This is a genomic window from Nocardiopsis metallicus, assembly GCF_014201115.1.
In the GTDB taxonomy this organism is placed as follows: Bacteria; Actinomycetota; Actinomycetes; order Streptosporangiales; family Streptosporangiaceae; genus Nocardiopsis; species Nocardiopsis metallicus.
Genome location: NZ_JACHDO010000001.1, coordinates 1,700,506 through 1,720,679, shown reverse-complemented (window position 1 = coordinate 1,720,679; position 20,174 = coordinate 1,700,506). Strand labels below are relative to the sequence as shown.

Annotated in this window: 20 protein-coding genes; 9 read left to right on the top strand and 11 right to left on the bottom strand. The window is 70.6% G+C overall.

All coding sequences use genetic code 11. The features are described 5' to 3' along the window. Positions 1 to 16 precede the first annotated feature (16 nt). The gene (locus HNR07_RS07215) at positions 17 to 991 is read left to right on the top strand and encodes a DUF4097 family beta strand repeat-containing protein (RefSeq protein WP_184363562.1); all 975 of its coding nucleotides are present in this window, start codon (positions 17 to 19) and stop codon (positions 989 to 991) included. A 69-nt stretch (positions 992 to 1,060) separates the two neighbouring features. On the opposite strand, the gene HNR07_RS07210 is transcribed toward HNR07_RS07215, so the two are convergent. After that, complete coding sequence (locus HNR07_RS07210; RefSeq protein WP_184363560.1) at positions 1,061 to 1,444, bottom strand: hypothetical protein; 384 nt, start codon at positions 1,442 to 1,444, stop codon at positions 1,061 to 1,063. 144 nt (positions 1,445 to 1,588) lie between these two features. Here HNR07_RS07210 and HNR07_RS07205 point away from each other — a divergent pair, with 144 nt between their 5' ends. After that, complete coding sequence (locus HNR07_RS07205; protein WP_184363558.1) at positions 1,589 to 2,605, top strand: Gfo/Idh/MocA family protein; 1,017 nt, start codon at positions 1,589 to 1,591, stop codon at positions 2,603 to 2,605. Here the strand turns inward: HNR07_RS07205 and HNR07_RS07200 are convergent. Both HNR07_RS07200 and HNR07_RS07195 read right to left on the bottom strand, forming a co-directional pair. Next, positions 2,583 to 3,503 (bottom strand): GNAT family N-acetyltransferase, encoded by a 921-nt coding sequence (locus HNR07_RS07200; RefSeq protein WP_184363556.1) that lies wholly within the window; start codon positions 3,501 to 3,503, stop codon positions 2,583 to 2,585. The two genes, HNR07_RS07205 and HNR07_RS07200, sit on opposite strands and share 23 nt — an antisense overlap. 103 nt (positions 3,504 to 3,606) lie before the next feature. Beyond that, positions 3,607 to 3,999, bottom strand: a complete 393-nt coding sequence (locus HNR07_RS07195) for a DUF2784 domain-containing protein (RefSeq protein WP_184363554.1) — start codon at positions 3,997 to 3,999, stop codon at positions 3,607 to 3,609. Between the two features lie 177 nt (positions 4,000 to 4,176). Here HNR07_RS07195 and HNR07_RS07190 point away from each other — a divergent pair, with 177 nt between their 5' ends. Continuing rightward, the gene (locus HNR07_RS07190) at positions 4,177 to 4,749 is read left to right on the top strand and encodes a Uma2 family endonuclease (RefSeq protein WP_184371636.1); all 573 of its coding nucleotides are present in this window, start codon (positions 4,177 to 4,179) and stop codon (positions 4,747 to 4,749) included. Positions 4,750 to 4,754: 5 nt separating this feature from the next. On the opposite strand, the gene HNR07_RS07185 is transcribed toward HNR07_RS07190, so the two are convergent. Both HNR07_RS07185 and HNR07_RS07180 read right to left on the bottom strand, forming a co-directional pair. Further along, complete coding sequence (locus HNR07_RS07185) at positions 4,755 to 5,738, bottom strand: helix-turn-helix transcriptional regulator (RefSeq protein ID WP_184363552.1); 984 nt, start codon at positions 5,736 to 5,738, stop codon at positions 4,755 to 4,757. Positions 5,739 to 5,794: 56 nt separating this feature from the next. After that, on the bottom strand, positions 5,795 to 6,994 hold the full coding sequence (locus tag HNR07_RS07180) for an MFS transporter (RefSeq protein WP_184363550.1): 1,200 nt from the start codon (positions 6,992 to 6,994) through the stop codon (positions 5,795 to 5,797). 55 nt (positions 6,995 to 7,049) lie between these two features. Between HNR07_RS07180 and HNR07_RS07175 the strand changes: the two genes are divergently transcribed. After that, complete coding sequence (locus HNR07_RS07175) at positions 7,050 to 7,598, top strand: CGNR zinc finger domain-containing protein (RefSeq protein WP_184363548.1); 549 nt, start codon at positions 7,050 to 7,052, stop codon at positions 7,596 to 7,598. 7 nt (positions 7,599 to 7,605) lie between these two features. Here the strand turns inward: HNR07_RS07175 and HNR07_RS07170 are convergent, their stop codons facing one another. Next, the gene (locus tag HNR07_RS07170) at positions 7,606 to 8,652 is read right to left on the bottom strand and encodes a saccharopine dehydrogenase family protein (protein ID WP_184363546.1); all 1,047 of its coding nucleotides are present in this window, start codon (positions 8,650 to 8,652) and stop codon (positions 7,606 to 7,608) included. Between the two features lie 70 nt (positions 8,653 to 8,722). Here HNR07_RS07170 and HNR07_RS07165 point away from each other — a divergent pair, with 70 nt between their 5' ends. Next, positions 8,723 to 9,700, top strand: a complete 978-nt coding sequence (locus HNR07_RS07165) for a helix-turn-helix domain-containing protein (RefSeq protein ID WP_184363544.1) — start codon at positions 8,723 to 8,725, stop codon at positions 9,698 to 9,700. Here the strand turns inward: HNR07_RS07165 and HNR07_RS07160 are convergent. Then, positions 9,690 to 10,094 carry a RidA family protein gene (locus tag HNR07_RS07160; protein WP_184363542.1) on the bottom strand — a complete coding sequence of 135 codons (405 nt, stop codon included), beginning with the start codon at positions 10,092 to 10,094 and terminating at the stop codon, positions 9,690 to 9,692. The genes HNR07_RS07165 and HNR07_RS07160 overlap by 11 nt on opposite strands. Before the next feature lie 243 nt (positions 10,095 to 10,337). Next, the gene (gene ddaH, locus HNR07_RS07155) at positions 10,338 to 11,135 is read right to left on the bottom strand and encodes a dimethylargininase (RefSeq protein WP_184363540.1); all 798 of its coding nucleotides are present in this window, start codon (positions 11,133 to 11,135) and stop codon (positions 10,338 to 10,340) included. 147 nt (positions 11,136 to 11,282) lie between these two features. Here ddaH and HNR07_RS07150 point away from each other — a divergent pair, with 147 nt between their 5' ends. Together HNR07_RS07150 and HNR07_RS07145 are read left to right on the top strand one after the other, a co-directional pair. Continuing rightward, positions 11,283 to 12,416, top strand: a complete 1,134-nt coding sequence (locus tag HNR07_RS07150) for an NAD(P)/FAD-dependent oxidoreductase (protein WP_184363538.1) — start codon at positions 11,283 to 11,285, stop codon at positions 12,414 to 12,416. 47 nt (positions 12,417 to 12,463) lie between these two features. Next, entirely contained in the window at positions 12,464 to 12,754 is a 291-nt protein-coding gene (locus tag HNR07_RS07145; protein ID WP_184363536.1) for a YiaA/YiaB family inner membrane protein, read from the top strand. Positions 12,755 to 12,865: 111 nt separating this feature from the next. On the opposite strand, the gene bioB is transcribed toward HNR07_RS07145, so the two are convergent. After that, entirely contained in the window at positions 12,866 to 13,927 is a 1,062-nt protein-coding gene (gene bioB / locus HNR07_RS07140; protein ID WP_184363534.1) for a biotin synthase BioB, read from the bottom strand. Between the two features lie 361 nt (positions 13,928 to 14,288). On the opposite strand from bioB, the gene HNR07_RS07135 reads away from it, so the two are divergent. Then, positions 14,289 to 15,683 (top strand): sugar porter family MFS transporter, encoded by a 1,395-nt coding sequence (locus HNR07_RS07135; RefSeq protein WP_184371633.1) that lies wholly within the window; start codon positions 14,289 to 14,291, stop codon positions 15,681 to 15,683. 61 nt (positions 15,684 to 15,744) lie between these two features. On the opposite strand, the gene HNR07_RS07130 is transcribed toward HNR07_RS07135, so the two are convergent. After that, a complete protein-coding gene (locus tag HNR07_RS07130) occupies positions 15,745 to 17,415 on the bottom strand; it encodes an ABC-F family ATP-binding cassette domain-containing protein (protein ID WP_184363532.1) in 1,671 nt (556 codons plus the stop codon). Between the two features lie 311 nt (positions 17,416 to 17,726). Further along, positions 17,727 to 17,975: an SHOCT domain-containing protein gene (locus HNR07_RS07125; protein ID WP_017580236.1), complete on the bottom strand. Its 249-nt coding sequence runs from the start codon at positions 17,973 to 17,975 to the stop codon at positions 17,727 to 17,729. Between the two features lie 157 nt (positions 17,976 to 18,132). Between HNR07_RS07125 and pabB the strand changes: the two genes are divergently transcribed. Beyond that, positions 18,133 to 20,169, top strand: coding sequence for an aminodeoxychorismate synthase component I (gene pabB, locus HNR07_RS07120; RefSeq protein WP_184363530.1), 2,037 nt, complete (start codon positions 18,133 to 18,135; stop codon positions 20,167 to 20,169). The last annotated feature ends 5 nt before the right edge of the window (positions 20,170 to 20,174 follow it).

Here is a 20,174-nt window from a genome sequence, read left to right as displayed (position 1 = left end):
GAGAGGGGAAGAGGACATGACTTTCAAGGCACGGGGCCTGTACGCCTCGTCGAGCAAGGAACCGGGCGGCTTCCGTCGGGGCCCCTGGCTGCTCCTGGGCGCGGTGCTCGTGGTGATCGTGGTGGTGTTCACCGCCGTCTCGGTGCTGGGTAACGTGGCCGTGCACCAGACGGACCGCACGGACTCCTATACCGGGGTGGCCGTGATCCGACTGGACAACTCCACCGGCGGCCGGGTGCAGCTGCACAGCGGTGACGGGGACGAGGTCCTCGTGGAACGCGACCTGCGCGGCAGCCCTCTGTCGGAACCGGACGAGGACATCGACGCCAACGGCGACCGGCTGGAGATCGACACCGGGTGCTCGGGCTTCCTGTTCTTCTCGGGCTGTTCGGTGAACTACGACATCACCGTTCCGGCCGGGACCGAGGTGACGGTGGAGACCGTCAGCGGCCGCATCGCCGCCAACGGCCTCGAGGGTGACCTGAACGCCCAGACCATCAGCGGTGACGTCCAGGTGGGGGAGCACGTCGGAGCGGTGGAGGCCGAGGCGATCTCGGGGAGCATCGATCTCGAGGACATCGAGGGATCGGCCAGGGCCCAGAGCACCAGCGGTCGGATCGTGGCGACCGGCTCGGGTGAGCTGTTGGAGGCGAGCACCACTTCGGGCGAGATCGACGCCGCGGGCTTCGACGCGGGCGAGGTCCGTGCCGAATCGGTGAGCGGGCAGCTGATGCTCGGCGGCGGGTTCACCACCCTGGAGGCCTCCACCGTCTCCGGGAACGTGACCGTCAGCACCGGCACCCCCTTCGACCTGATGCAGGTGGAGACCGTCAGCGGCTCCGTCGAGGCCACGGTGCCGGACGGGACCTACGACGTCACCGGCGAGTCGGTGTCCGGGAACCGGGACTTCGGCGTGGCGACCGCGGCCGGGGCCGACAGCCGCATCGACGTCTCCACCACCAGCGGCCGGGTGCGGATCGACGGCAACTAGCCGCTCCCTGGCAGGGGCCGCCGGTCAGCTGACCGGCGGCCGACTGATCAGTCGGCCAGCGGCGTTCGATCAGCGGCGTTCGAAGCGCAGCGCCGCCCAGTCCGAGTCGATCCTGACCTGGTCCGTGCTGTGCCATCCGGCCTCGGTGAGGGGATCCCAGCCCCGGTCCGAGGTCAGGTCGGTGATGATGGTCCCGCCGCGCTGGGGGAAGCACACCCACAGCCGGGTCTTGGGGCCCGTGAGCTCCAGGGCCCGCGGACCCTCCCTGTTGACTGTGCCCCGGTCCAGGGCGAACAGGTGCACGTCGTCGTACTCGGCGCCCTCGATCGGGCCGAGGTCGATGTGGATGTCCAGCGGGGGGTCCAGCAGACGCAGATAGCGTTCCGGGGCGTTGAGGATGAGCAGCCGGTCTCCGGGCTCGACGCCCAACCTCCGGGCGAGTGTCTCCGACATTCCTCCTCCGTTCACGTGTGCGGCCTTGACGCGTGCGGCCTTCACGCGCGTGGGCCTCCTCGGCCACCGTACGGTTCACCGGCCCCGAAACCGAGTACCTTACCCGCCTCGACCCCGACATGACCGTGTTTTTAGGATGCCAACATGACACAAGACAACAGTGGGATCCGCTGGGGCGTGGTGGGGACCGGCGGTATCGCGCGCTCCTTCATGCGGGGGCTCCGGGCCGTCCCCTCGGCCCGGGTGACGGCGGTGGGTTCGCGTACCGGCGCCCGAGCCGAGGAGTTCGGGCAGGAATGGGACATCCCGAACCGGCACGCGAGTTACGAGGCGCTGGCGGCCGACCCGGATGTGGACGCGGTGTACGTGGCCACGCCCCACCCCTGGCACTATCCGAACACTCTCCTGATGCTGGGCGCGGGCAAACACGTACTCGTGGAGAAGCCCATGGCGATGAACGCCCTGCAGGTGTCGGAGATGGTGGCGGCCGCGCAAGCTGGCGACCGCTTCCTGATGGAGGCGATGTGGTCGCGCTATCTGCCCGCCTCCCGGCTGGCCCGCGAGCTGGTCGCCGACGGGGCGATCGGGGAGCTGTGCTCGGTCTCGGCGGAGTTCGGGATCAACGTCCCCTACGATCCCGACCACCGGCTGTTCAACGCCGACCTGGGCGGCGGGGCCCTGTTGGACCTGGGCGTGTACCCGCTGGCTCTGGCCTCGCAGTACCTGGGCGAGCTGACGGTGGTGGGCGCGACCCGTCAGCTGTCCCCGGACCGGATGGTGGACACCCAGACCACGGTGCTGGTGCGCGGGGAGAACGGGGTGAGCGCCACCCTGGGCTGTGCCTCGCGCACGGTTCTACCCAACCGGGCGGTGCTGGCCGGGACGGCCGGATGGATCGAGATCCCCTCCTTCTGGGCCGCCACCGAGCTCGTCCTGCACCGGCGGGGGGCCGGGCCCGAGCGGTTCCACCGGCCCTTCCAGGCCAACGGCTACGAGTACGAGATCGAGGAGGTGTCCCGGTGCCTGGCCGCCGGTGAACGCCAGAGCCCGGACATGACCTGGGCGGAGAGCCAGCGGCTGGCCGGGGTCATGGACCAGGTCCGGGACGCTGGAGGGCTGGTCTACAGCCCGGCCAACGTCAAAGCCGTCCCCCTGGGATGAGCCCGGCCGCGCCCGCGCCGGTGGGGGTGGCCCGTGCGGTGAGGTTCTCGGGGACCGCGCCCGGGACGGGTCGGCCGCCGGCGCGCGGCGCGGGGTGGGGCTGGGCGCCCAGGAGACGGCCCAAAGCGACCCGGGCCAGGGGCAGCACGCTCATGCGCGCCACGACCAGGACGGCGTCCTTGGGCCCCACCTCGCGGGCGAAGCGCGTGTCCAGGGCGGGATCACCGCTGCGCGGGGTCACCCCGTAGATCTCCCCGTCGAACATCCGGTAGGCGTCGCGGACCGTCAGGGTGTCGGGGTCCAGGCGCGGGCCGTCGCCGAGCCAGTCGGCGGCGTCGGTGGCGATCCGGCGGACCAGGCCCGGCACGGGGCGGTCCTGGCGGGGGAAGACCCGGGCCTGTCCCAGACCCTTGCGCCAGCCCGCGTAGACGGCCGGGTGACGGGTGCGCAGTACTACGTAGGTGTTGGTCAGGGGGTGGGCCAGCACCTCGCGGTTCAGGAAGTGGGTCATCAGGGCGGCGGAGAGCCCGGAGCGCCGGTGGGCGGGGACCACTCCGGCGGCGTCCAGGTACAGGGCGCGGCGGGAGGCGAAGCTGCGCCGGTGGTAGCCGCCCCAGCCGACGGGGACGCCGTCGGGGCCCAGGATGAGGGCCAGGGAGGAGATCTGGTCGAAGAATCCGGCGGCCATCCGGGTGCGCCAGTAGCCGGAGTGGTCGGCCCCGAACGCCCGGGCCGCCAGGTCGCGCAGGGCCAGGTGGAGGCGTTCTCGGCACTCCGGGGCCAGTGCGGTGGGGCTGTCCCAGCGGGCGACGCGGTAGCCGGGCCGCAGAGGACGGATCACCGGGGGAACGCTGAGCTCACGCAGTTCCGGGCAGTGCTGTCGGGTCTGGTCGGGCACGCGGAAGCCCCACTTTCGTTACTCTAAGGAAGTAATTGACTCCTTAACGTAGCGGTTTTGCGGTGGGCTCGGGCCGACTTGACCCAACCGGAGGTTCCCGGGACTACTCAGACACTGCCCCCACGGCCGCCGAACGCCGCCGGTACAGCTTCCACGCCAGACCCGCGTAGGCGCTCGCGACGATGCCCGCGATCACGTAACGCGAGGTCATCAGATGTTCAGGCGGGTAGAAGACGCCGGTGATGTGGTGGTCGATGAAGCCGTTCTCCATGATCTCGCGGCCGGTGTTGAGCCGCGACCAGTTCTCGATGTCGGTGAGGAAACACGGCCACCCGATGATGACGATCCCCAGCGCGTAGGCGGCCACCAACAGGTGCGGCCAGAACATCCTCGGCCACCTCCAGGAGAGGAAGCCGCCGAAGACCACGTAGGCGAAGAACAGGTAGTGGAGAAGCATCGCGACGTGGCCGATGAGGAGGTAGGTCAGGTAACTCATGTGCCGAACCTAGGACGAGAAGGGCTGCCCGCTCATCGGAGTTCCTACCCAGTACCGATGAGTACACCTACTCATGCGCACGGCCCGGCCTTTCGCGGCACCTCCCTCGGCGAAGCCGAGCGGAATCGACTCGCCCCCGGTTATTCTCCTTACGAGGACGCGATCAGTGGAGGCAAGATGTGCGCGCAGCCCGTGCCGGACTGGCTCATTCCACCGACGGAGGGCTTCAGAGCCGAGGACCTGGACAATCTGCCCGACCTGCCTCCGCACACCGAACTCATCGACGGGAGCCTCGTCCTCGTGAGCCCGCAGAAAGGCTTTCACTCCGCAGTCCTGGATCTGCTCACGATCAGGATGCGGCCTGTTCCGGAGCAGTACCGCGTTCGGCGTGAGATGACTGTGACGCTGGGACCGAAACAGCGGCCGGAGCCGGACATGATGGTCGTGGACGCGGACGCTGTCGACAACCAGCAGTCCAGTTTTCCCCCGGATGTCGTGAAACTCGTGGTCGAAGTGGTGTCGCCGGAATCGATCGAACGCGATCGCCTGCGCAAACCGTTGCTGTACGCGCAAGCCGGGATTCCACACTTCTGGCGGATCGAGGACAACGGAGACGGCCCGGTCGTCTATGTGCACGAGCTCGAGCCCGCCACATTGTGCTACGTGGTCACCGGCATATACCACGACCGCCTCAAGGTCGATCTTCCGTACACCATGGACATCGATCTCAACGAGTACCGCCGGATGTGAGCTGTTCAGGCCCCGGACTGGTGGGACCGCTCCGTGTCCCGGCCCGTGCGGGTGAGGCGTTCGCCCAGGCGGGCCATCTCCTCGCGTAGCTCGGCGGGTTCCTCGACCTCCATCTCCAGGTCCAACATGGCCAGGTAGCAGGCCATGCCGACCAGGTCCTCGCTCGCGCACAGCAGCACGCAGGAGTGCTCGTCCACCGCCTCGATACGGCCGTAGCGGGCGGCCGGACCCGCCAGCGCGGTCTCCGCCGACACCTTGAGACGGATCCGGGCCTTGATCGGCCACATGTGCAGGTTCATCCGGTCGGTCAGGTAGGCGGCCACTCCCTGTTCAGGCGGGTCGCGCGGGGGGACCCGCGGGCCGGTCGGGGTGAGGGGGCGCAACCGGTCCACCCGGAAGGTGCGCCAGTCGTCGCGGTCGGTGTCCCAGGCCACCAGATACCAGCGCCTCCCCTGGGAGACCAGCCGGTGCGGCTCCACGACCCGGCGGCTGGTGGTGCCGTCGTGGCTTTCGTAGTCGAACCGCAGTCGCTCGCTGTCCCGGCAGGCCGCCGCCACCAGGGTGAGGGTTTGGGAGTCGACGGTGGGCCCCTCGCCGGGCATCGGCACGGTGAAGGTCCCCAGCGCGTCCACCCGGCGGCGCAACCGGGAGGGCAACACCTGGAGGAGTTTGGCCAGTGCCCGCACCGAGGTCTCCTCGATCCCCGAAACCCCGCCCTGGGCCGCCGTGCGCAGCCCCACCGCGACCGCCACGGCCTCGTCGTCGTCCAGCAGCAGCGGGGGCAGGGCCGCGCCCGCGCCCAACTGGTAGCCGCCGCCGGTGCCCATGGTCGCCTGGATGGGGTAGCCCAGTTCGCGGAGGCGGTCCACGTCGCGACGGACGGTGCGAGGGCTGACCTCGAGGCGCTCGGCGAGGTCACTGCCGGGCCAGTCCTTGCGGGTCTGGAGCAGGGACAGGAGCTGGAGCAGCCGGGCCGATGTCGACTTCATGCCCCGAGTCTGCCAGGGGTGCAGGCCGGTTTCTGTCCTGCACTCCCGTGCCCGGCTCACCGGTCGGCCCCTGATCCGTGAGCCGGACTCGGGGAACTGGTAGAGCGCACCGCCGCATGGACCAGGGCAGCGCAGAGTTGGAGTGCGGCGGCCGCGGCCAGGCACAGGGGCAGGGAGAAGTCGGCGAGCGGTCCGGCCAGGGCGGCCCCGGCCGCGAAGGCGCTGACCTTCAGGCTCGCGGCGGTGGTGAACACCTGGGTGCGCAGCCGCTCGGGCGCCTCCCGGTGGCGGACCGCGAACAGGCTGGTCAGCTGAGGTCCCTCGGCGGTGCCCACCACCGTGGCGGCCAGGATCAGCCAGGGCGCGGAGGGCGCCAGGAACACACCCGCCACGCCCGCCACCTGGAGCAGTACACAGACCAGAACCACGGTGTCCGGGCGTACCGGCAGCGGGTGCCTGGCCAGAACCAGGTTGGCCGACAGTGCGGACACCGCCATCACCGAGAGCAGCATCGCGCCGCGTTCGGGCCCGCCCAGCAGGTTCTGGCCCAGCACGGGGAGGCTCACCACGAGCACACCGGTCCCGGCGATGGAGACCGTGGTGACCACGGTGGCCCGCAGCAGGGCCCGGTTGCCCAGGACCGCGCGGGCTCCGGCGGCCAGCTCACCGAGCACCGGAGCGGGTTCGGGGCGAGCGGGGCGTGCTGGCAGGGACCAGGCCACCGGGATCGTGAGGGAGACCAGGGCCACCGAGGCCACCACCGCGGCCGTGGCACCGGCGGTGATCGCGACCGCCCCGGCCAGAGCGGGGCCGATCAGACTGGCGCTGCTGAAGGTCATCGCGTCCCAGGCGTTGGCCCTGGTCATGCGGGCCGGGGGTAGAAGGCGGGGGAGTTGCGCGGTCCACCCGCCGGACAGGGCGGGGCCCAGCAGGCCGATGCCCAGGGCTAGCGCCAGCACGGGGGCGAGGGGGAGTCGGTCCAGGAGCAGGGCCACCGCGGCCAGTCCGGCGGCGTAGACGGCGAGAACCGTGGCCAGGACCCGGCCGGGGCGCAGCGCCCGGTCGAGCAGGACGCCCACCGCCGGTCCGCCCACGGCGGCGGTCGCGGTGACCGCGGCCAGCAGCGTCGAACCCGTGGTGGCGGTGCCGGTGGCGGCCACCCCGAGGAGCAGCAGGGCGGGGCCGGACATCTCGTCGCCGGTCCTGGCCGCGGCGGCCCCGAACAGGTAGCGGGGCAGGGCATGGCGCTGGGTCATCTCCCGTACGGTACTGAGTAACGCCAGAACGCACCATGGGCGTTACATTGGGAGCATGAAGCCAACGGAACCGGTGATCGCCGTAGGGGCGGTGCAGGCCGTCGTCGACCGCACCGCCGACCTCCTCAACGCCCTGGCCGCCCCGAACGTGGCCCCGGACGAGGTGGACGCGGTCCTGCGCGCGCACGGCGAGGTCGACCCTGTGACCACCGCGGAGGACGTGGCGGAGCTGCGTGCGGCCGCCGACGAACTGCGCTCCGTGCTGGCCGCGGACTCCCTGGACCAGGCCGCCGAACGGGTCAACGCCCTGCTCAGCCGGACCGCGCACCCGCCCCGGCTGAGCAACCACGGCGGAACCTTCAGCTGGCACCTCCACGTGGACAGCGACGACGAGGAGGCTCCCCTGGCCGAGTGGTTCCTGGCCTCGGCCAGCATGCTGCTGGCACTGCTGGTCAGCGACCGCCAACGACTGCCGGGCGGGGTGTGCGCGGCGCGCGGCTGCGAACTGGTGTTCATCGACACCGCGCACGGCAGCCGCCGCCGGTACTGTTCGCGCCGCTGCGCCACCAGGGAACGGGTGGCCGCCCACCGGGCCCGCCGCTGAGCGGGGTTCAGGAAGTGGTGATCGTTCGGTGGCCGGGCAGGTCGAGGGTCAGGTGCTCCGGGGAGAGCGACCGCAGGAAGTCCTCGGCGTCGAAGAGCTCCCCGACGGCGTAGACCCCACCCGATCCACGCACCCGGCCGTCGAGCATCCGTGCGGTGGCCTCGACCACCAGCGGCGCCGTCACCGCGTAGATGTCGCGGCCCGAGGCGCTCGCCCGCCGCTTCTCCGCGCCCCGGTGGACGACCACGTCCACGACGAAGGTCTGCGCCGAGCGCCCGCTGTCGTCGGCTGCCCGGGGCTCGGGGGTGTCGGGGTCGCGCACATCGCGCAGGGGTGCCAGGTTCATGTGCGCGCGGATGTCTGGGGTGCGCAGATGGCGCGAGACGGTGACCTGGTCGGCAGTGGAGAACTCGGTGACCTTCTGGACGCCCAGCGGAGCGGGAAACTCCCAGTCGCTCGTCTCGGGCTGCTGGGCGGGACTGTGGAAGCGGCCCCCGGAGTACACCACGTGTCGTCCGGCGTTGCGTCGTCCGGTCTTGCGTGTGCCCTGGGTGGGCTCCCAGCCGTCCAGCCCGAATGCAATGTCGATCGCCTCTGCCTCGGACCAGTCGCCCATCGCCGCGGTGGCCAGCAAGTCGCCCAGACCGCCGTAGAACGCCACCGACGGAACGACCACCACCCCGATCTCCCGGGCCTGCGCCTGATGTTGTTGGAAGGTCTCCAGTGCCACGGCCTGTTCCGCTCCCACGTCCAGGTAGGGGATCCCGGCGCGCAGCGCGGCGTCGAGCAGGGCGGGAGAGGTGACGGCGAAGGGCCCCGCGCAGTTGACCACCGCCGCCGTACCGGCCAGCGCGCGGTCCAGGGAGGCCGTGTCGTCGAGGGAGGCCACCCGGGCGGGGGACTCCGGGAACTTTCGGCCCAGAGCGTGCAGTCGCTCGTGGTCGCGGCCGACCAGAACAGGGGGCAGACCGCGTCGGCGCAGTTCGGCGAGGACGAAGACGGCGGTGTGCCCGTAGGCGCCGAAGACGGCGACCGTTCGGTGGTTGGGGTTCATGGGTCCATGTTCACCAATCGGATCTCCGTGCACGAGTGTCTTAAACGACCACATGCGTATAATTTCAGACATGACCGGGTCAGTGAGGTTGGTGCTCTACGACGGCGCCATGCTGTTCGAGGCCGCCGCCGCACTGGAGGTGTTCGGGGTCGACCGCGGCCTGGTCGACCCCTGGTACGACTTCGGGGTATGTGCCTCGGAGCGGTCCCTTCTCGGCGGTTGGCTGCGCGTGGAGGGCGCCTTCGGGTACGCCGAACTGGCCACGGCGGATACCGTGATCGTCGCGGCCTTCGACGACGTCGCCGCCGATCCACCGCCTGACCTCGTCGCGGCCGTGCGCGCCGCCCACAGGCGGGGCGCACGGATCGTGTCGCTGTGTACTGGGGCGTTCGTACTGGCCGCCGCCGGTGTGCTGGACGGGCGGCGGGCCACCACGCACTGGATGCACACCGCCGCGCTCGCCGCCCGCTACCCGCGGGTCCGGGTGGAGCCGGACGTGCTCTACACCGACGAGGGCTCGGTGCTGACCTCGGCGGGCAAGGCCGCCGGGATGGATCTGTGCCTGCACCTGGTCCGCACCGACCACGGCGCGGGCGTGGCCAACGCGATCGCCCGCCGTCTGGTAGTCCCGCCGCACCGTAGGGGCGGCCAGGCCCAGTTCATCGCCGCCCCGGCAGCCCAGGAGCCGGGTCGTGCGCTCGCCGACCTGCTGCAGTGGGCGAGCGCGCGCCTGGACGAGCCGCTAACCGTGCCGGACCTGGCCCGGGAGGCGAACATGAGCACCCGTAACCTCACCAGACGATTCGTGGCCGTGACCGGGCTGACCCCGCTGCGCTGGCTGCACCACCAGCGCGTGCACCGCGTCCAGGAACTGTTGGAGACCGCCGACGACACCATCGAGCAGATCGCCGCTCGCACCGGTATGGGCACCGCCGCGACCCTGCGCAAGCACTTCCGCCGCGCGCTCGGGGTGCCGCCGGAGACCTACCGGCGCACCTTCCGAGAGCGCGGGGAACCCGCTGCGGTGCCCGACGGCCTCAGAAGGTGACGGCCACCGCCTCCACCTCGACCAGCTGGTCGTCGTAGCCCAGCACCGCCACACCCAGCAGGGTGCTGGGAGCGTCGTGCCCACCCATGTGGGAGCGCACCACCTCCCAGGCCTTCACCAGGTCCTCCTGCCGGGTGGAGGCCACGTACACCGTGGTCTTCACGACGTCCGTGAGCTCGGCGCCCGCCCCGCGCAACGCGGTGACCAGGTTGCGCATCACCTGCTCGGCCTGGCCCGCGTAGTCGCCCACGGCCACCGTGGCGCCGTGCTCGTCCAACGGGCAGGCGCCTGCGGTCCACACCACCCGGGCCGGGGCCTGTGCCGTGGCCGCGTAGGCGTACTCCGCCACTGAGCTCAGTTCCTCGTTCCGGACCAGCTTGACCGCACCGCTCATGGATCCCTCTTCCCCGTTCGCTGATGCCCCGGGGGCATCAGCGGCTCGTGTCGACACTCCTTACCGAGAAGGCACGGTGCCAGCTGGTGCCGCACGGCGCCAGTCAATTTCGCAGGGCGGTCAGCTGCCCGCGGCCGAAGCCGCAGGCTCGCGGGCAGCTGACCGCCCGGGGGGGCGGGTCCGGACTCGCGCGCCCAGCACCCGGCGCTGTCCGACGATACGGGAAGGGGCGGACGCGGAGCCCTAATCGCCGTCGGGCCGGGCGCGGTCGGGGACCAGCACGCTCAGGCAGGTCACGCAGGCCTCCAGCTTCTCGAACTCGGAGATGTCCACCGGCAGCACCCGCCAGTGGTCCGCGGTCAGCTGGTGGATGGTCTCGTGCGCGGCTGCGCTGACCAAGACGTCCCGGCCGCCCAGTGGCAGCACGTGCGCGCCCGGCTCCTCCGGGGGGCGCCGGATCGGCGGCAGCGAGGTGGCCGCGACCAGTTCGGGCAGGCCGATGAGCGTTCCGTCGGGCAGCGCGGTCACGGCGGACTTCAGGTGCAGGGCCCGCCCCAGCGCGACCCGGTGGACCTTGCGGCCCATCGGGGCCAGGATCTGTTCGAGCTGGTCGGCGCCTTCGGTGTTGGTCCGCTCGCCCACACCCACGTAGACGGTTTCGCCGACCTGGAGGACGTCACCGCCGTCCAGGGTTCCGGGAGCCTCGATCCGGGCCACCCGCAGGCCCAGGGTACGGGCCGCGCGCTCCACGCCCTCGACCTCGCCGCGGCGGGTCTGGGCCCCGGGCCGGGTCAGTACCGCCAGGTCCTCGCAGACCACCAGGGGGTCCTCCACGAACACCGAGTCCGGGTGCTCGGGCGCCGGGTCCACCTCGTGCACCCGCCAGCCGGCCGAGGCGACCGTCTCCTGGTAGATGGTGTACTGGCGCGCGGCCAGCACCGGGTCCACCGGGGTTCGGGCGATGTGCGTGACGATGCCGTCGGCCAGCCGCGGGCTGGGTCGACGCATCAGGGCGACCCCGTATGAGGAGTAACCGTCCATTCGACCTCCTGGGAAGGAAAAAGAGCTGAGAGGGCCGGGCTTCGTGGGAGAAGCCGCAGCGTATCGCGGTCCCCTACCCGGTTTAGCGGACCGGCACGCGGGCCGAACGGCTTGTTCGGGCAGGCCGCCCGGGGCAGGGTGGATGCCATGGACGTGATCGTTGTGGGTGGCGGGATCGTGGGGACCAGCGCGGCGTTCCACCTGGCCAAGAAGGGAGTGTCCACGGCGTTGGTGGACTCCTCCCATCTGGGGCAGGCCACGGCGGCCGGGACGGGGATCGTCTTCCCGTGGCCGTTCCCGTGGGACGCGCCGCCGCTGTGGGACTTCAAGGCGCGCGCCGCCGAGCACTACCCGGGGCTGATGGCCGAGCTGGCCGAGGACGGGCAGGCCACCGGCTACGAGGTGGTCGGCGGGATGTCGGTGGACCGTGAGGGGGACGACGCGGGGTTCGAGCTGCTGCGCACGCTTGCGGAGCGCCCCGAGTTCGCGTCCATGGGGCGGGTGGAGCGCCTGGCCGAGGGTGAGCCCCGGCAGCACTTCCCGCTGGTTCCCGAACCCTACGGAGGTGTGTACATCGAAGGGCTGGCCCGGCTGAACGGCCGGGTGGCCCGGGCGGCGTTGTTCAACGCCGCCGAGGAGCGGGGGCTGCACTACTACAAGGGCGACGCCAAGCTGCTGTGGAACGGGCACCGGGTGACCGGGGTGCGGGTGGGCGCCGAGGACCTGGAGGCGCCGACGGTGATCGTGGCGGCCGGGGCGTGGTCGGCGGGCCTGCTGGCGGTGGCCGGGGTCGGGTTGGGGGTGCACCCGGTGCGCGGGCAGATGACCCACTTCGCGCTCCCGGGCCGGGACACGCGCGGCTGGCCGGTGGTGCGTTTCGGGGAGAGGGACTACTTCGTGAGCGCCTTCGCCCCGGACCGGGTGGTCACCGGCGGAACGGTCGAGCCCGAGGCGGGGTTCGACCGCAGGGTGACCGCCTCGGGAATGCTGCACAACCTGTCCACCGCGCTGGACGTGCTCCCCGGACTGGCCGACGCCACGGTGGTGGAGACCCGGGTGGGGTTTCGGCCCGGCACCCACGACGGTCTGCAGCTGCTCGGCCCCATCGAGCGGTTGCCCGGTGTGCTGGTCGCCACGGGGCTGGGTTCGCAGGGGTTGACCTTCGGTCCGTTCCAGGGAGTGGTCGCCGCCCGGCTGGCGATGGGTGAGGACCCCGGGGTGGACCTGTCGGCGTTCGTCCCCGACCGCGTCCAGGAGCAGGGCGGCTCGTTGGCGGGTTGAGTAGGCGTACTCAGGCGTGGGGCGGCGGGCCCGCGCACCATGGACGCATGAACGCACCGATCCCTCAGCCCCGGTCCACGCCCCAGTTCTATCTGCAGTCGATGATCGCCTTCGCGGTCTCCACCGTGGGGGTCGGCATCGGCATCGTCTACCTTCCCGTCGACCTGTGGATGCGCGCCTTCCTCGCAATGAGCGTGCTGTTCGTGATCACGTCCACGTTCACCCTCGCCAAGTGCGTCCGGGACCGGCAGGAGGACGCCGCTCTGGCCGAACAGGCGCAGTACTACCAGCAACTGCCGATCTGGCAGGGCGAGCAGCCGCCCGTCCCCAGGGCCTGAGGCCAGCCAGGAGGGGAAGGGGCGGGCGCCGCGCGGGGGAGCGCGGCGCCCGTCGGTCACGCCAGTGGCAGGACGCCCGTCACCGGTCACCCGGTACCGGCGGAAGGGGTGTCAGGCGTTGGGCGGAAGAGCGGTTCCAGCGCCCCGCTGGCGTGTCTTGAGCAGGTCGTGGCGCTCACCCGGCAGGGTGGGCTCACCCGCCCCCTGCACCACGAAACCGGCGTCGACGATCATCTCCAGGTCGTCCTTGCCCGCCTGGCCCTCACTGGTGAGGTAGTCGCCGAGGAAGATCGAGTTGGCGATGTGCAGCGCCAGGGGCTGCAGGGAGCGCAGGTGGATCTCTCGCCCGCCCGCCAGGCGCACCTCCACGTCGGGGAAGACGAAGCGGGTTGCGGCCAGGATGCGCAGGCAGCGCTGCGGGGTCAGCTCCCAGGTGCCCTCCAGGGGCGTGCCGTCGAAGGGCATGAGGAAGTTGACCGGTACCGAGTCCGGGCCCAGCTCGCGCAGGGCGAACAGGGCGTCGATGAGGTCGTCGTCGCTCTCCTTCATCCCGGCGATCAGCCCCGAGCAGGGGGAGAGCCCGGCGTGCTTGGCCTGTTCGACGGTCTCCACCCGGTCGGCGAACTCGTGGGTGGTACAGATGTCGGAGTAGCGCTCTTCGGAGGTGTTGAGGTTGTGGTTGTAGGCGTCGACCCCGGCGTCGCGGAGCTTGTCGGCCTGCCCGTCGGAGAGCAGCCCGAGGCAGGCGCAGACCTCCACTCCGGGGTACTCGTCCTTGATCCCTGCCACGGCCGGGGCGAGGCGGTCCACGTCGCGGTCGGTGGGGCCGCGCCCGCTCGCCACCAGGCACACGCGGCTGGCCCCGGCCTTGACCCCGTGGGAGACGGCCTCACGGGTCTGGTCGGGCTTGAGCCAGGTGTACTTGACGATCTCGGCCTGTGAACCCAGGCGTTGGGAGCAGTAGAAGCAGTCCTCGGGGCACAGGCCGCTCTTCATGTTCACGAGGTAGTTGAGTTTGACACGGCGCTCGAAGTACCGACGTCGGACCCGCGAAGCGGCGGCGACCAGGTCCATCAGGTCGTCGTCAGTACTGGTGAGCACCTCCAGGAGTTCGTCGCGGGTGGGGGTCTCACGGCGAAGGGCCTTCTCGGCCTGGGTGTCGAATGTCGTCACGGGGTTGATCTTGCAGGGTGGGAGCGATCCTGCACAGTGACCGAACCCACCAAAAACCGGTTGAAGTCTTGTTTGCCTGATGGCGTGTACCGACAGGTAGGTGGCCGGATGCGGACACTGATGGCCAATCAAATCACCATTAGGCAACTTAGGGCACCCCCTATGCGCACTTATGGAAAGGATCAGTAGTAAAGTCCCCGGCGGTTGTCCGAGGGCCAAGGACCGACTTGTGTTTGGCCTCCTCAGCGTTGCGTTCACGCATGTCCGCGACCCGTGCTGCATCGTGGTGCCAGCCCGGGCTGTCGGGCGTGCCCAGGGGAGGGAGTCCGGAGTGAGTGGAGTCGGCAGCGGCCGGAGTGGCGTGTCCGAGGGGGACGCCAGTCTGGTCCACGTCACGATGATCGCGGCGGCGGCCGCGATGGGCGGGTTCCTGTTCGGCTACGACAGTGCGGTCATCAACGGCGCGGTCGACGCGATCCAGCAGCGGTTCGACGTGGGCTCCGGAGTTTTGGGCTTCACCATCGCCGCAGCGCTGCTGGGATGTGTGGTGGGCGCGGCCACGGCCGGCAACCTCGCCGACCGGCTGGGCCGGATCCGGGTCATGCAGATCGCCGGCACGCTGTTCGCGGTCAGCGCCATCGGTACCGCCCTGCCGTTCTCGATCTGGGACCTGACCGCCTGGCGCGTCCTGGGTGGCGTGGCCATCGGTATGGCCTCGGTAATCGCACCGACCTACATCGCCGAGGTCTCACCCGCCGCCTACCGGGGCCGGTTGGCCTCCCTGCAACAGCTCGCCATCGTACTGGGCATCGCCTGTTCGCAGCTGGTCAACTACGCGATCGCGCAGGCGGCCGACGGCAGCGCGCACAACATGCTGGGGCCCGTACAGGCCTGGCAGTGGATGCTGGGCATCGAGGTCCTGCCCGCGCTGGTCTACCTCGGGCTCAGCCTGGTCATCCCCGAATCGCCCCGGTACCTGGTGCGTGTGGGGCGGGTGGACCGCGCCCGCCAGATCCTGCACGAGGTCGAGGGCGGCGGGGAGTCCCGGATCGAGCGGCGGATCGAGGAGATCAAGAAGGCCCTGGGCTCGGAGGTGCGGCCCAGACTGCGCGACCTGACCGGCCGCTACGGCCTGTTGCCGATCGTGTGGATCGGTATGGCGGTCTCGGCGTTCCAGCAGCTGGTGGGGATCAACGTCATCTTCTACTACTCCAGCTCGCTGTGGCAGTCGGTGGGCGTGGCCGAGGCCGACTCGCTCCTGCTGAGCCTGTTCACCTCGGTGGTCAACATCGTGGGTACCGTCATCGCGATCATGCTGGTGGACCGGATCGGCCGCAAACCCCTGCTGTTGGTGGGTTCGGCCGGTATGACGGTGGCGCTGGCGACGGCCGCCTACGCGTTCAGCCACGCCACCGGCACCGGTGAGGACGTCGTTCTCCCCTTCGTGTGGGGTGCGGTGGCGCTGACCGCGGCCAGCTCGTTCGTACTGTTCTTCGCCCTGTCCTGGGGTGTGGTCGTGTGGGTGCTGCTGGGCGAGATGTTCCCGCTGCGCATTCGCGCCGCCGCGATGGCCGTGGCCACCGCGACCCAGTGGCTGACCAACTGGCTGATCACCGTGAGCTTCCCGAGCCTGCGCGACTGGAGCCTGCCGGGGGCGTACGTGATGTACGCGGGGTTCGCGCTCCTGTCGTTCTTCTTCGTGCTGAAGTTCGTCAAGGAGACCAAGGGCAAGACCCTGGAGGAGATGAAGGGCTGAGGCCGAGGAAGCGCTGGCAGGACCACCGGCCCGCCCGGGTTTCCGGGCGGGCCGATCCGGCTCAGGAGGTGGTTGTTCCGGTGAACATCTCGCGCACCTCCTCGGCGGTGGTCTCCTGGAGGTCCTCGTCCAACAGCAGCCACCGGGTGATTCCGATGGACTCCAGGAAGCGCAGGTCGTGGCTGGCGACCAGCAGCGCGCCCTGATAGGCCGCCAAGGCGTTGGCCAGCTGCCGCACGCTGGACAGGTCCAGGTTGTTGGTGGGCTCGTCCAGCATCAGCAGCTGCGGCGCCGGTGCGGCCAGCATCGTCGCCGCCAGGGCCGCCCGGAAGCGCTCACCGCCGGACAGGGTCCCGGCGATCTGCGCGGCCCGGTGGCCCTTGAACAGGAACCGGGCCAGCTGGGCGCGGATGTGCTGGGTACTCACGCCAGGCGCGGCGTTGCCGACGTTCTCCGCGATGCTGACTCCCTCGTCGAGGACGTCCAGCCGCTGCGGTAGGAACCGTGTCGGCACGGACACCTCCACCTCACCCTCCAGCGGGGCCTCCAGTCCGGCGATGGCGCGCAGCAGCGTGGTCTTGCCCGCGCCGTTGCGGCCCACCAGGGCGATCCGCTCGGGACCGCTGACCAGGAGATCGCCGCAACGCAGCCGGCCGAACCGGGTGCGCACCCCGCTCAGGCTCAGCACGGACCGGCCGTTGGGCACCTCGGTGTGCGGCAGGTCCACCCGGATCTCGGCGTCGTCGCGGACCGCTTCGGCCGCCTCCTCGCGGCGCTCGCGCGCCTCGTCGAGTTTGTCCTCGTGGGTGCCCCTGAGCTTGCCCGCGGACTCCTGGGCGGCCCGCTTCAGCGCGCCCTGGACGATCTTCGGGATTCCGCCGTCAATGGCGGCCTTCTTGGCGGCGCGCTGGCGGCGGGCCAGTTTGATCTGGGTCTCCTCCAGTTCGCGCTTGTGGCGGCGCACGTCGGACTCGGCCGCGCGCAGGGTGCGTTCGGCCGCTTCCTGCTGGACCGCCAGGGCTTCCTGGTAGTCGGTCCAGCCGCCCCCGTGGATGGCCACCGAGCCGGAGCGCAGTTCGGCGATGCGATCCACCCGCTCCAGGAGTTCGAGGTCGTGGCTGACCACGACCAGCGAGCCGGAGCGCCAGGTCTCCACGGTGTCGTAGAGCCTGCGGCGGGCGAAGAGGTCGAGGTTGTTGGTGGGCTCGTCGAGCAGAAGGACGTCGGGGCGCGCGAGGAGGACCGTGGCCAGGCGCAGCAGGACGGTCTCACCACCCGAGAGCTGGCCCACGTTGCGGTCCAGTTCGACCCCGTCCAGGCCGAGCGAGCCCAGGGCAGCCAGGGTGCGTTCCTCGATGTCCCAGTCGTCACCGACCGTCTCGAAGTGATGCTCGGAGGCGTCTCCGGCTTCGATGGCGTGCAGGGCGGCGCGTTTGTCGGCGATGCCCATCGCCTGGTCGACCCGCACACCGGTGTCCAGGGTGACGTTCTGGGGCAGGTAGGCCAGGCTGCCGCCGATGGTCACCGACCCCCGGGACGGATGCAGCTGCCCGGCCAGCAGCCGGAGCAGGGTGGACTTGCCAGCGCCGTTGGTGCCGACCAGACCGGTGCGGCCCCTGCCCAGGGTCAGGGACAGGCGTTCGAAGACGACCGTGCCGTCCTTCCACTGGAAGGACAGGTCGGAGCAGGCGACGGCGGCCGCGGCACTCGTGGTGGTGCTGGTTTTTGACATGGGTGTTCTCGCAGACGGAAGCGGTGTGGGAAGGGCTTCGTATGCGAGCACCACGCGGCGGCCAGCCGAGAGGACCGTAAGGAGAGGCGAGAGGGTCCTGGACGAGACAGGGACGGCTCATGCACCAAGGTTCCGTACACGCGACGGACAGACCGGTTACCGGCTCCGCACCGCGTGATGATCGCGAACCTAGATGCGCAACGTCCACCTCAATCGTAGACAACAGGACGAGGAGTACTGTACCCACTCGGTTCCGGGTGTCAACCGCTTTTCGCGTGTGGAACGTGGAGTGGATCTGCAGTGGGGCGGCGTCAGTACTCTTCCAGGTCGATCTTGCGCTGGAGGTACTCCTCGCGGCTGATCTCGCCCCGCGCGTAGCGCATGCGCAGCTCCTGGGCTGCGGCGTCCAGCGGCGGGGGAGCCGGCTGGGGATCCGGGGCGACCGGGGGTTTGGTGTAGCGCTGTTTGACGGCCTGGCCGACCTCGGTGACGGTGAGCACGAAGAAGAAGGCCAACCCCAGCACGACCACGATCGAGATCGCGGCGACGAAGACGTTCACGGCTCAACTCCTTCGACAGTACGGGGCCTGGCCAGACCCACCTCCCTCCTGTTTACTCCTCGACGGATCCCGCCGCCAGGGCCAGAGGCCTCCGATACCACCCCAAACGACGTAACCTGGGATATCGCGATCCGTAGGCCGTTCCAGAAAGGGCGGGATGCGCGTTCTCCTCGTGGACAACCACGACTCCTACACGTACAACCTGTTCCAGCTCCTGTCCGGTGTGCTCGGCGAGGAGCCCCGGGTGCTGACCAACGACGACCCGGGCTGGGCTGACTTCGATCCCGCTTCGGTGGACGCTGTCGTGGTCTCCCCGGGGCCGGGGCGCCCGCAGACCGCGCGTGATCTGGGGCGAGTCCCCGATCTGCTGGAACAGACGCAGATCCCGGTACTGGGAGTGTGCCTGGGTCACCAGGCGATCGCGCACCTGGCCGGTGGTGAGGTGGCCTCAGCGCCCGAGCCCCGCCACGGGCATCTGACCCGGGTCCGGCACGACGGAACGGATCTCTTCGCGGGAATCCCGCAGGACTTCACCGCCGTGCGCTACCACTCGCTGGCCGTGCCCGAGCCCCTGCCCGAGAGCCTGGTGGCCACCGCCTGGGCGGAGGACGGCGTGATCATGGGGCTGCGCCACCGCGACCTGCCGCGCTGGGGGGTGCAGTTCCACCCCGAATCCATCGCCAGCGAGTACGGGGCCGAGCTGATCGCCAACTTCTTGGAACTGGCCCGGAAGCACCGCGGCCCGACCGAAACCGGAACCGGGAATCCGGTGGACGTGGCAGGAAGCGCCCCCGTACCCGCCCACCCTGCCGCTGACCTGCGGTTCACCGTGCTGCCCTACGCGGTGGACACCGAGCGCGCCTTCACCCACCTGTACGCCGGCTCCGAGAACTCCTTCTGGCTGGACAGCTCCCGCCCCGAGGGGCCCGCACGCTTCTCCTTCCTGGGGGACGCCTCCGGCCCCACGGCCGAGGTGCTCACCTACGACGTCGGCGACCGGGGCGTACGCGTGCGCACCGCCGACGGGACGCGGACCGAGCCCGGGAGCGTGTTCGAGGCGCTCGAACGCCGCACGGGGCGCCCCGCTGCCGCGACCGGCCTGCCTTTCGGCTTCACCGGCGGGTACGTGGGCTACCTGGGCTACGAGCTCAAAGCCGACTGCGGGGCCGCCCGCGCCCACACGGCCGCCACCCCGGACGCGGTGTGGATGCGCTGTGACCGGTTCCTGGCCGTCGACCACCACGAGGACCGCACCTACGTGGTCTGCGCCGACGGCGCCCCGGACGCTCAGAAATGGATCGAGACCACCCGCGCCCTCCTGGAGGGACTGCCTCCCCTGCCCGCACCCCCTCCCTCCGCTCCCGCCCTCGACCTCTCCGCGTTCCTGGAGCAGCCGCGCGAGGGGTACGTGGACGACGTCAAGGCGTGCCTGGGCCACCTCACCGACGGCGAGAGCTACGAGATCTGCCTGACCAACCGGGTCCGCCTGCCCGACCTCGGCGAGGGCGGTGAACTGGACTTCTACCGCCGCCTGCGCGCCGCGAGCCCCGCGCCCTACGCCGCACTGCTGAGGATGGAGGGGGTGACCGTGCTGAGCGCCTCCCCGGAGCGCTTCCTGCGAGTGGACGCCGCGAGAGTGGCCGAGAGCCGCCCCATCAAGGGCACGGCCCCCCGCCACCCGGATCCGGCCACCGACGCACAGATCGCGGCCGACCTGCGAACCGGCGCCAAGACCCGCGCTGAGAACCTGATGATCGTGGACCTGCTCCGCAACGACCTCGGCCGGGTGTGCGAGGTCGGGAGCGTGGAGGTGCCCGCCTTCATGTACACCGAGTCCTACGCCACCGTGCACCAGCTGGTCTCCACCGTCCGGGGACGGTTGCGTCCCGGGGTGTCCGCCCTGGAGGCCGTCCGCGCCTGCTTCCCGGGCGGATCGATGACCGGGGCCCCCAAACTGCGCACCATGGAACTCATCGACCGGCTGGAGGGTTCGGCACGAGGCGTGTACTCGGGTGCGCTCGGCTACGTCTCGCACAGCGGAGAATCGGACCTGAGCATCGTCATCCGCACCGCCGTCCTCGTCGGGGGAGAGGCCACCGTGGGGGCCGGAGGAGCGATCGTGCTGGACTCCGATCCGCAGGAGGAGTACGAGGAGATGCTCCTCAAGGCCAGGGTCCCCGCGAAGGGTCGCTGAGCCAG

What these genes read in the sequence shown, in the direction of transcription:
- HNR07_RS07205 (WP_184363558.1), top strand. Translation starts at nt 1,589, where the DNA reads ATGACACAAGACAACAGTGGGATCCGCTGGGGCGTGGTGGGGACCGGC.
- HNR07_RS07190 (WP_184371636.1), top strand. Translation starts at nt 4,177, where the DNA reads ATGTGCGCGCAGCCCGTGCCGGACTGGCTCATTCCACCGACGGAGGGC.
- HNR07_RS07145 (WP_184363536.1), top strand. Translation starts at nt 12,464, where the DNA reads ATGAACGCACCGATCCCTCAGCCCCGGTCCACGCCCCAGTTCTATCTG.
- HNR07_RS07165 (WP_184363544.1), top strand. Translation starts at nt 8,723, where the DNA reads ATGACCGGGTCAGTGAGGTTGGTGCTCTACGACGGCGCCATGCTGTTC.
- ddaH (WP_184363540.1), bottom strand. Translation starts at nt 11,135, where the DNA reads ATGGACGGTTACTCCTCATACGGGGTCGCCCTGATGCGTCGACCCAGC.
- HNR07_RS07160 (WP_184363542.1), bottom strand. Translation starts at nt 10,094, where the DNA reads ATGAGCGGTGCGGTCAAGCTGGTCCGGAACGAGGAACTGAGCTCAGTG.
- HNR07_RS07150 (WP_184363538.1), top strand. Translation starts at nt 11,283, where the DNA reads ATGGACGTGATCGTTGTGGGTGGCGGGATCGTGGGGACCAGCGCGGCG.
- HNR07_RS07195 (WP_184363554.1), bottom strand. Translation starts at nt 3,999, where the DNA reads ATGAGTTACCTGACCTACCTCCTCATCGGCCACGTCGCGATGCTTCTC.
- HNR07_RS07180 (WP_184363550.1), bottom strand. Translation starts at nt 6,994, where the DNA reads ATGACCCAGCGCCATGCCCTGCCCCGCTACCTGTTCGGGGCCGCCGCG.
- pabB (WP_184363530.1), top strand. Translation starts at nt 18,133, where the DNA reads ATGCGCGTTCTCCTCGTGGACAACCACGACTCCTACACGTACAACCTG.
- HNR07_RS07210 (WP_184363560.1), bottom strand. Translation starts at nt 1,444, where the DNA reads ATGTCGGAGACACTCGCCCGGAGGTTGGGCGTCGAGCCCGGAGACCGG.
- HNR07_RS07215 (WP_184363562.1), top strand. Translation starts at nt 17, where the DNA reads ATGACTTTCAAGGCACGGGGCCTGTACGCCTCGTCGAGCAAGGAACCG.
- HNR07_RS07185 (WP_184363552.1), bottom strand. Translation starts at nt 5,738, where the DNA reads ATGAAGTCGACATCGGCCCGGCTGCTCCAGCTCCTGTCCCTGCTCCAG.
- HNR07_RS07170 (WP_184363546.1), bottom strand. Translation starts at nt 8,652, where the DNA reads ATGAACCCCAACCACCGAACGGTCGCCGTCTTCGGCGCCTACGGGCAC.
- HNR07_RS07130 (WP_184363532.1), bottom strand. Translation starts at nt 17,415, where the DNA reads ATGTCAAAAACCAGCACCACCACGAGTGCCGCGGCCGCCGTCGCCTGC.
- HNR07_RS07175 (WP_184363548.1), top strand. Translation starts at nt 7,050, where the DNA reads ATGAAGCCAACGGAACCGGTGATCGCCGTAGGGGCGGTGCAGGCCGTC.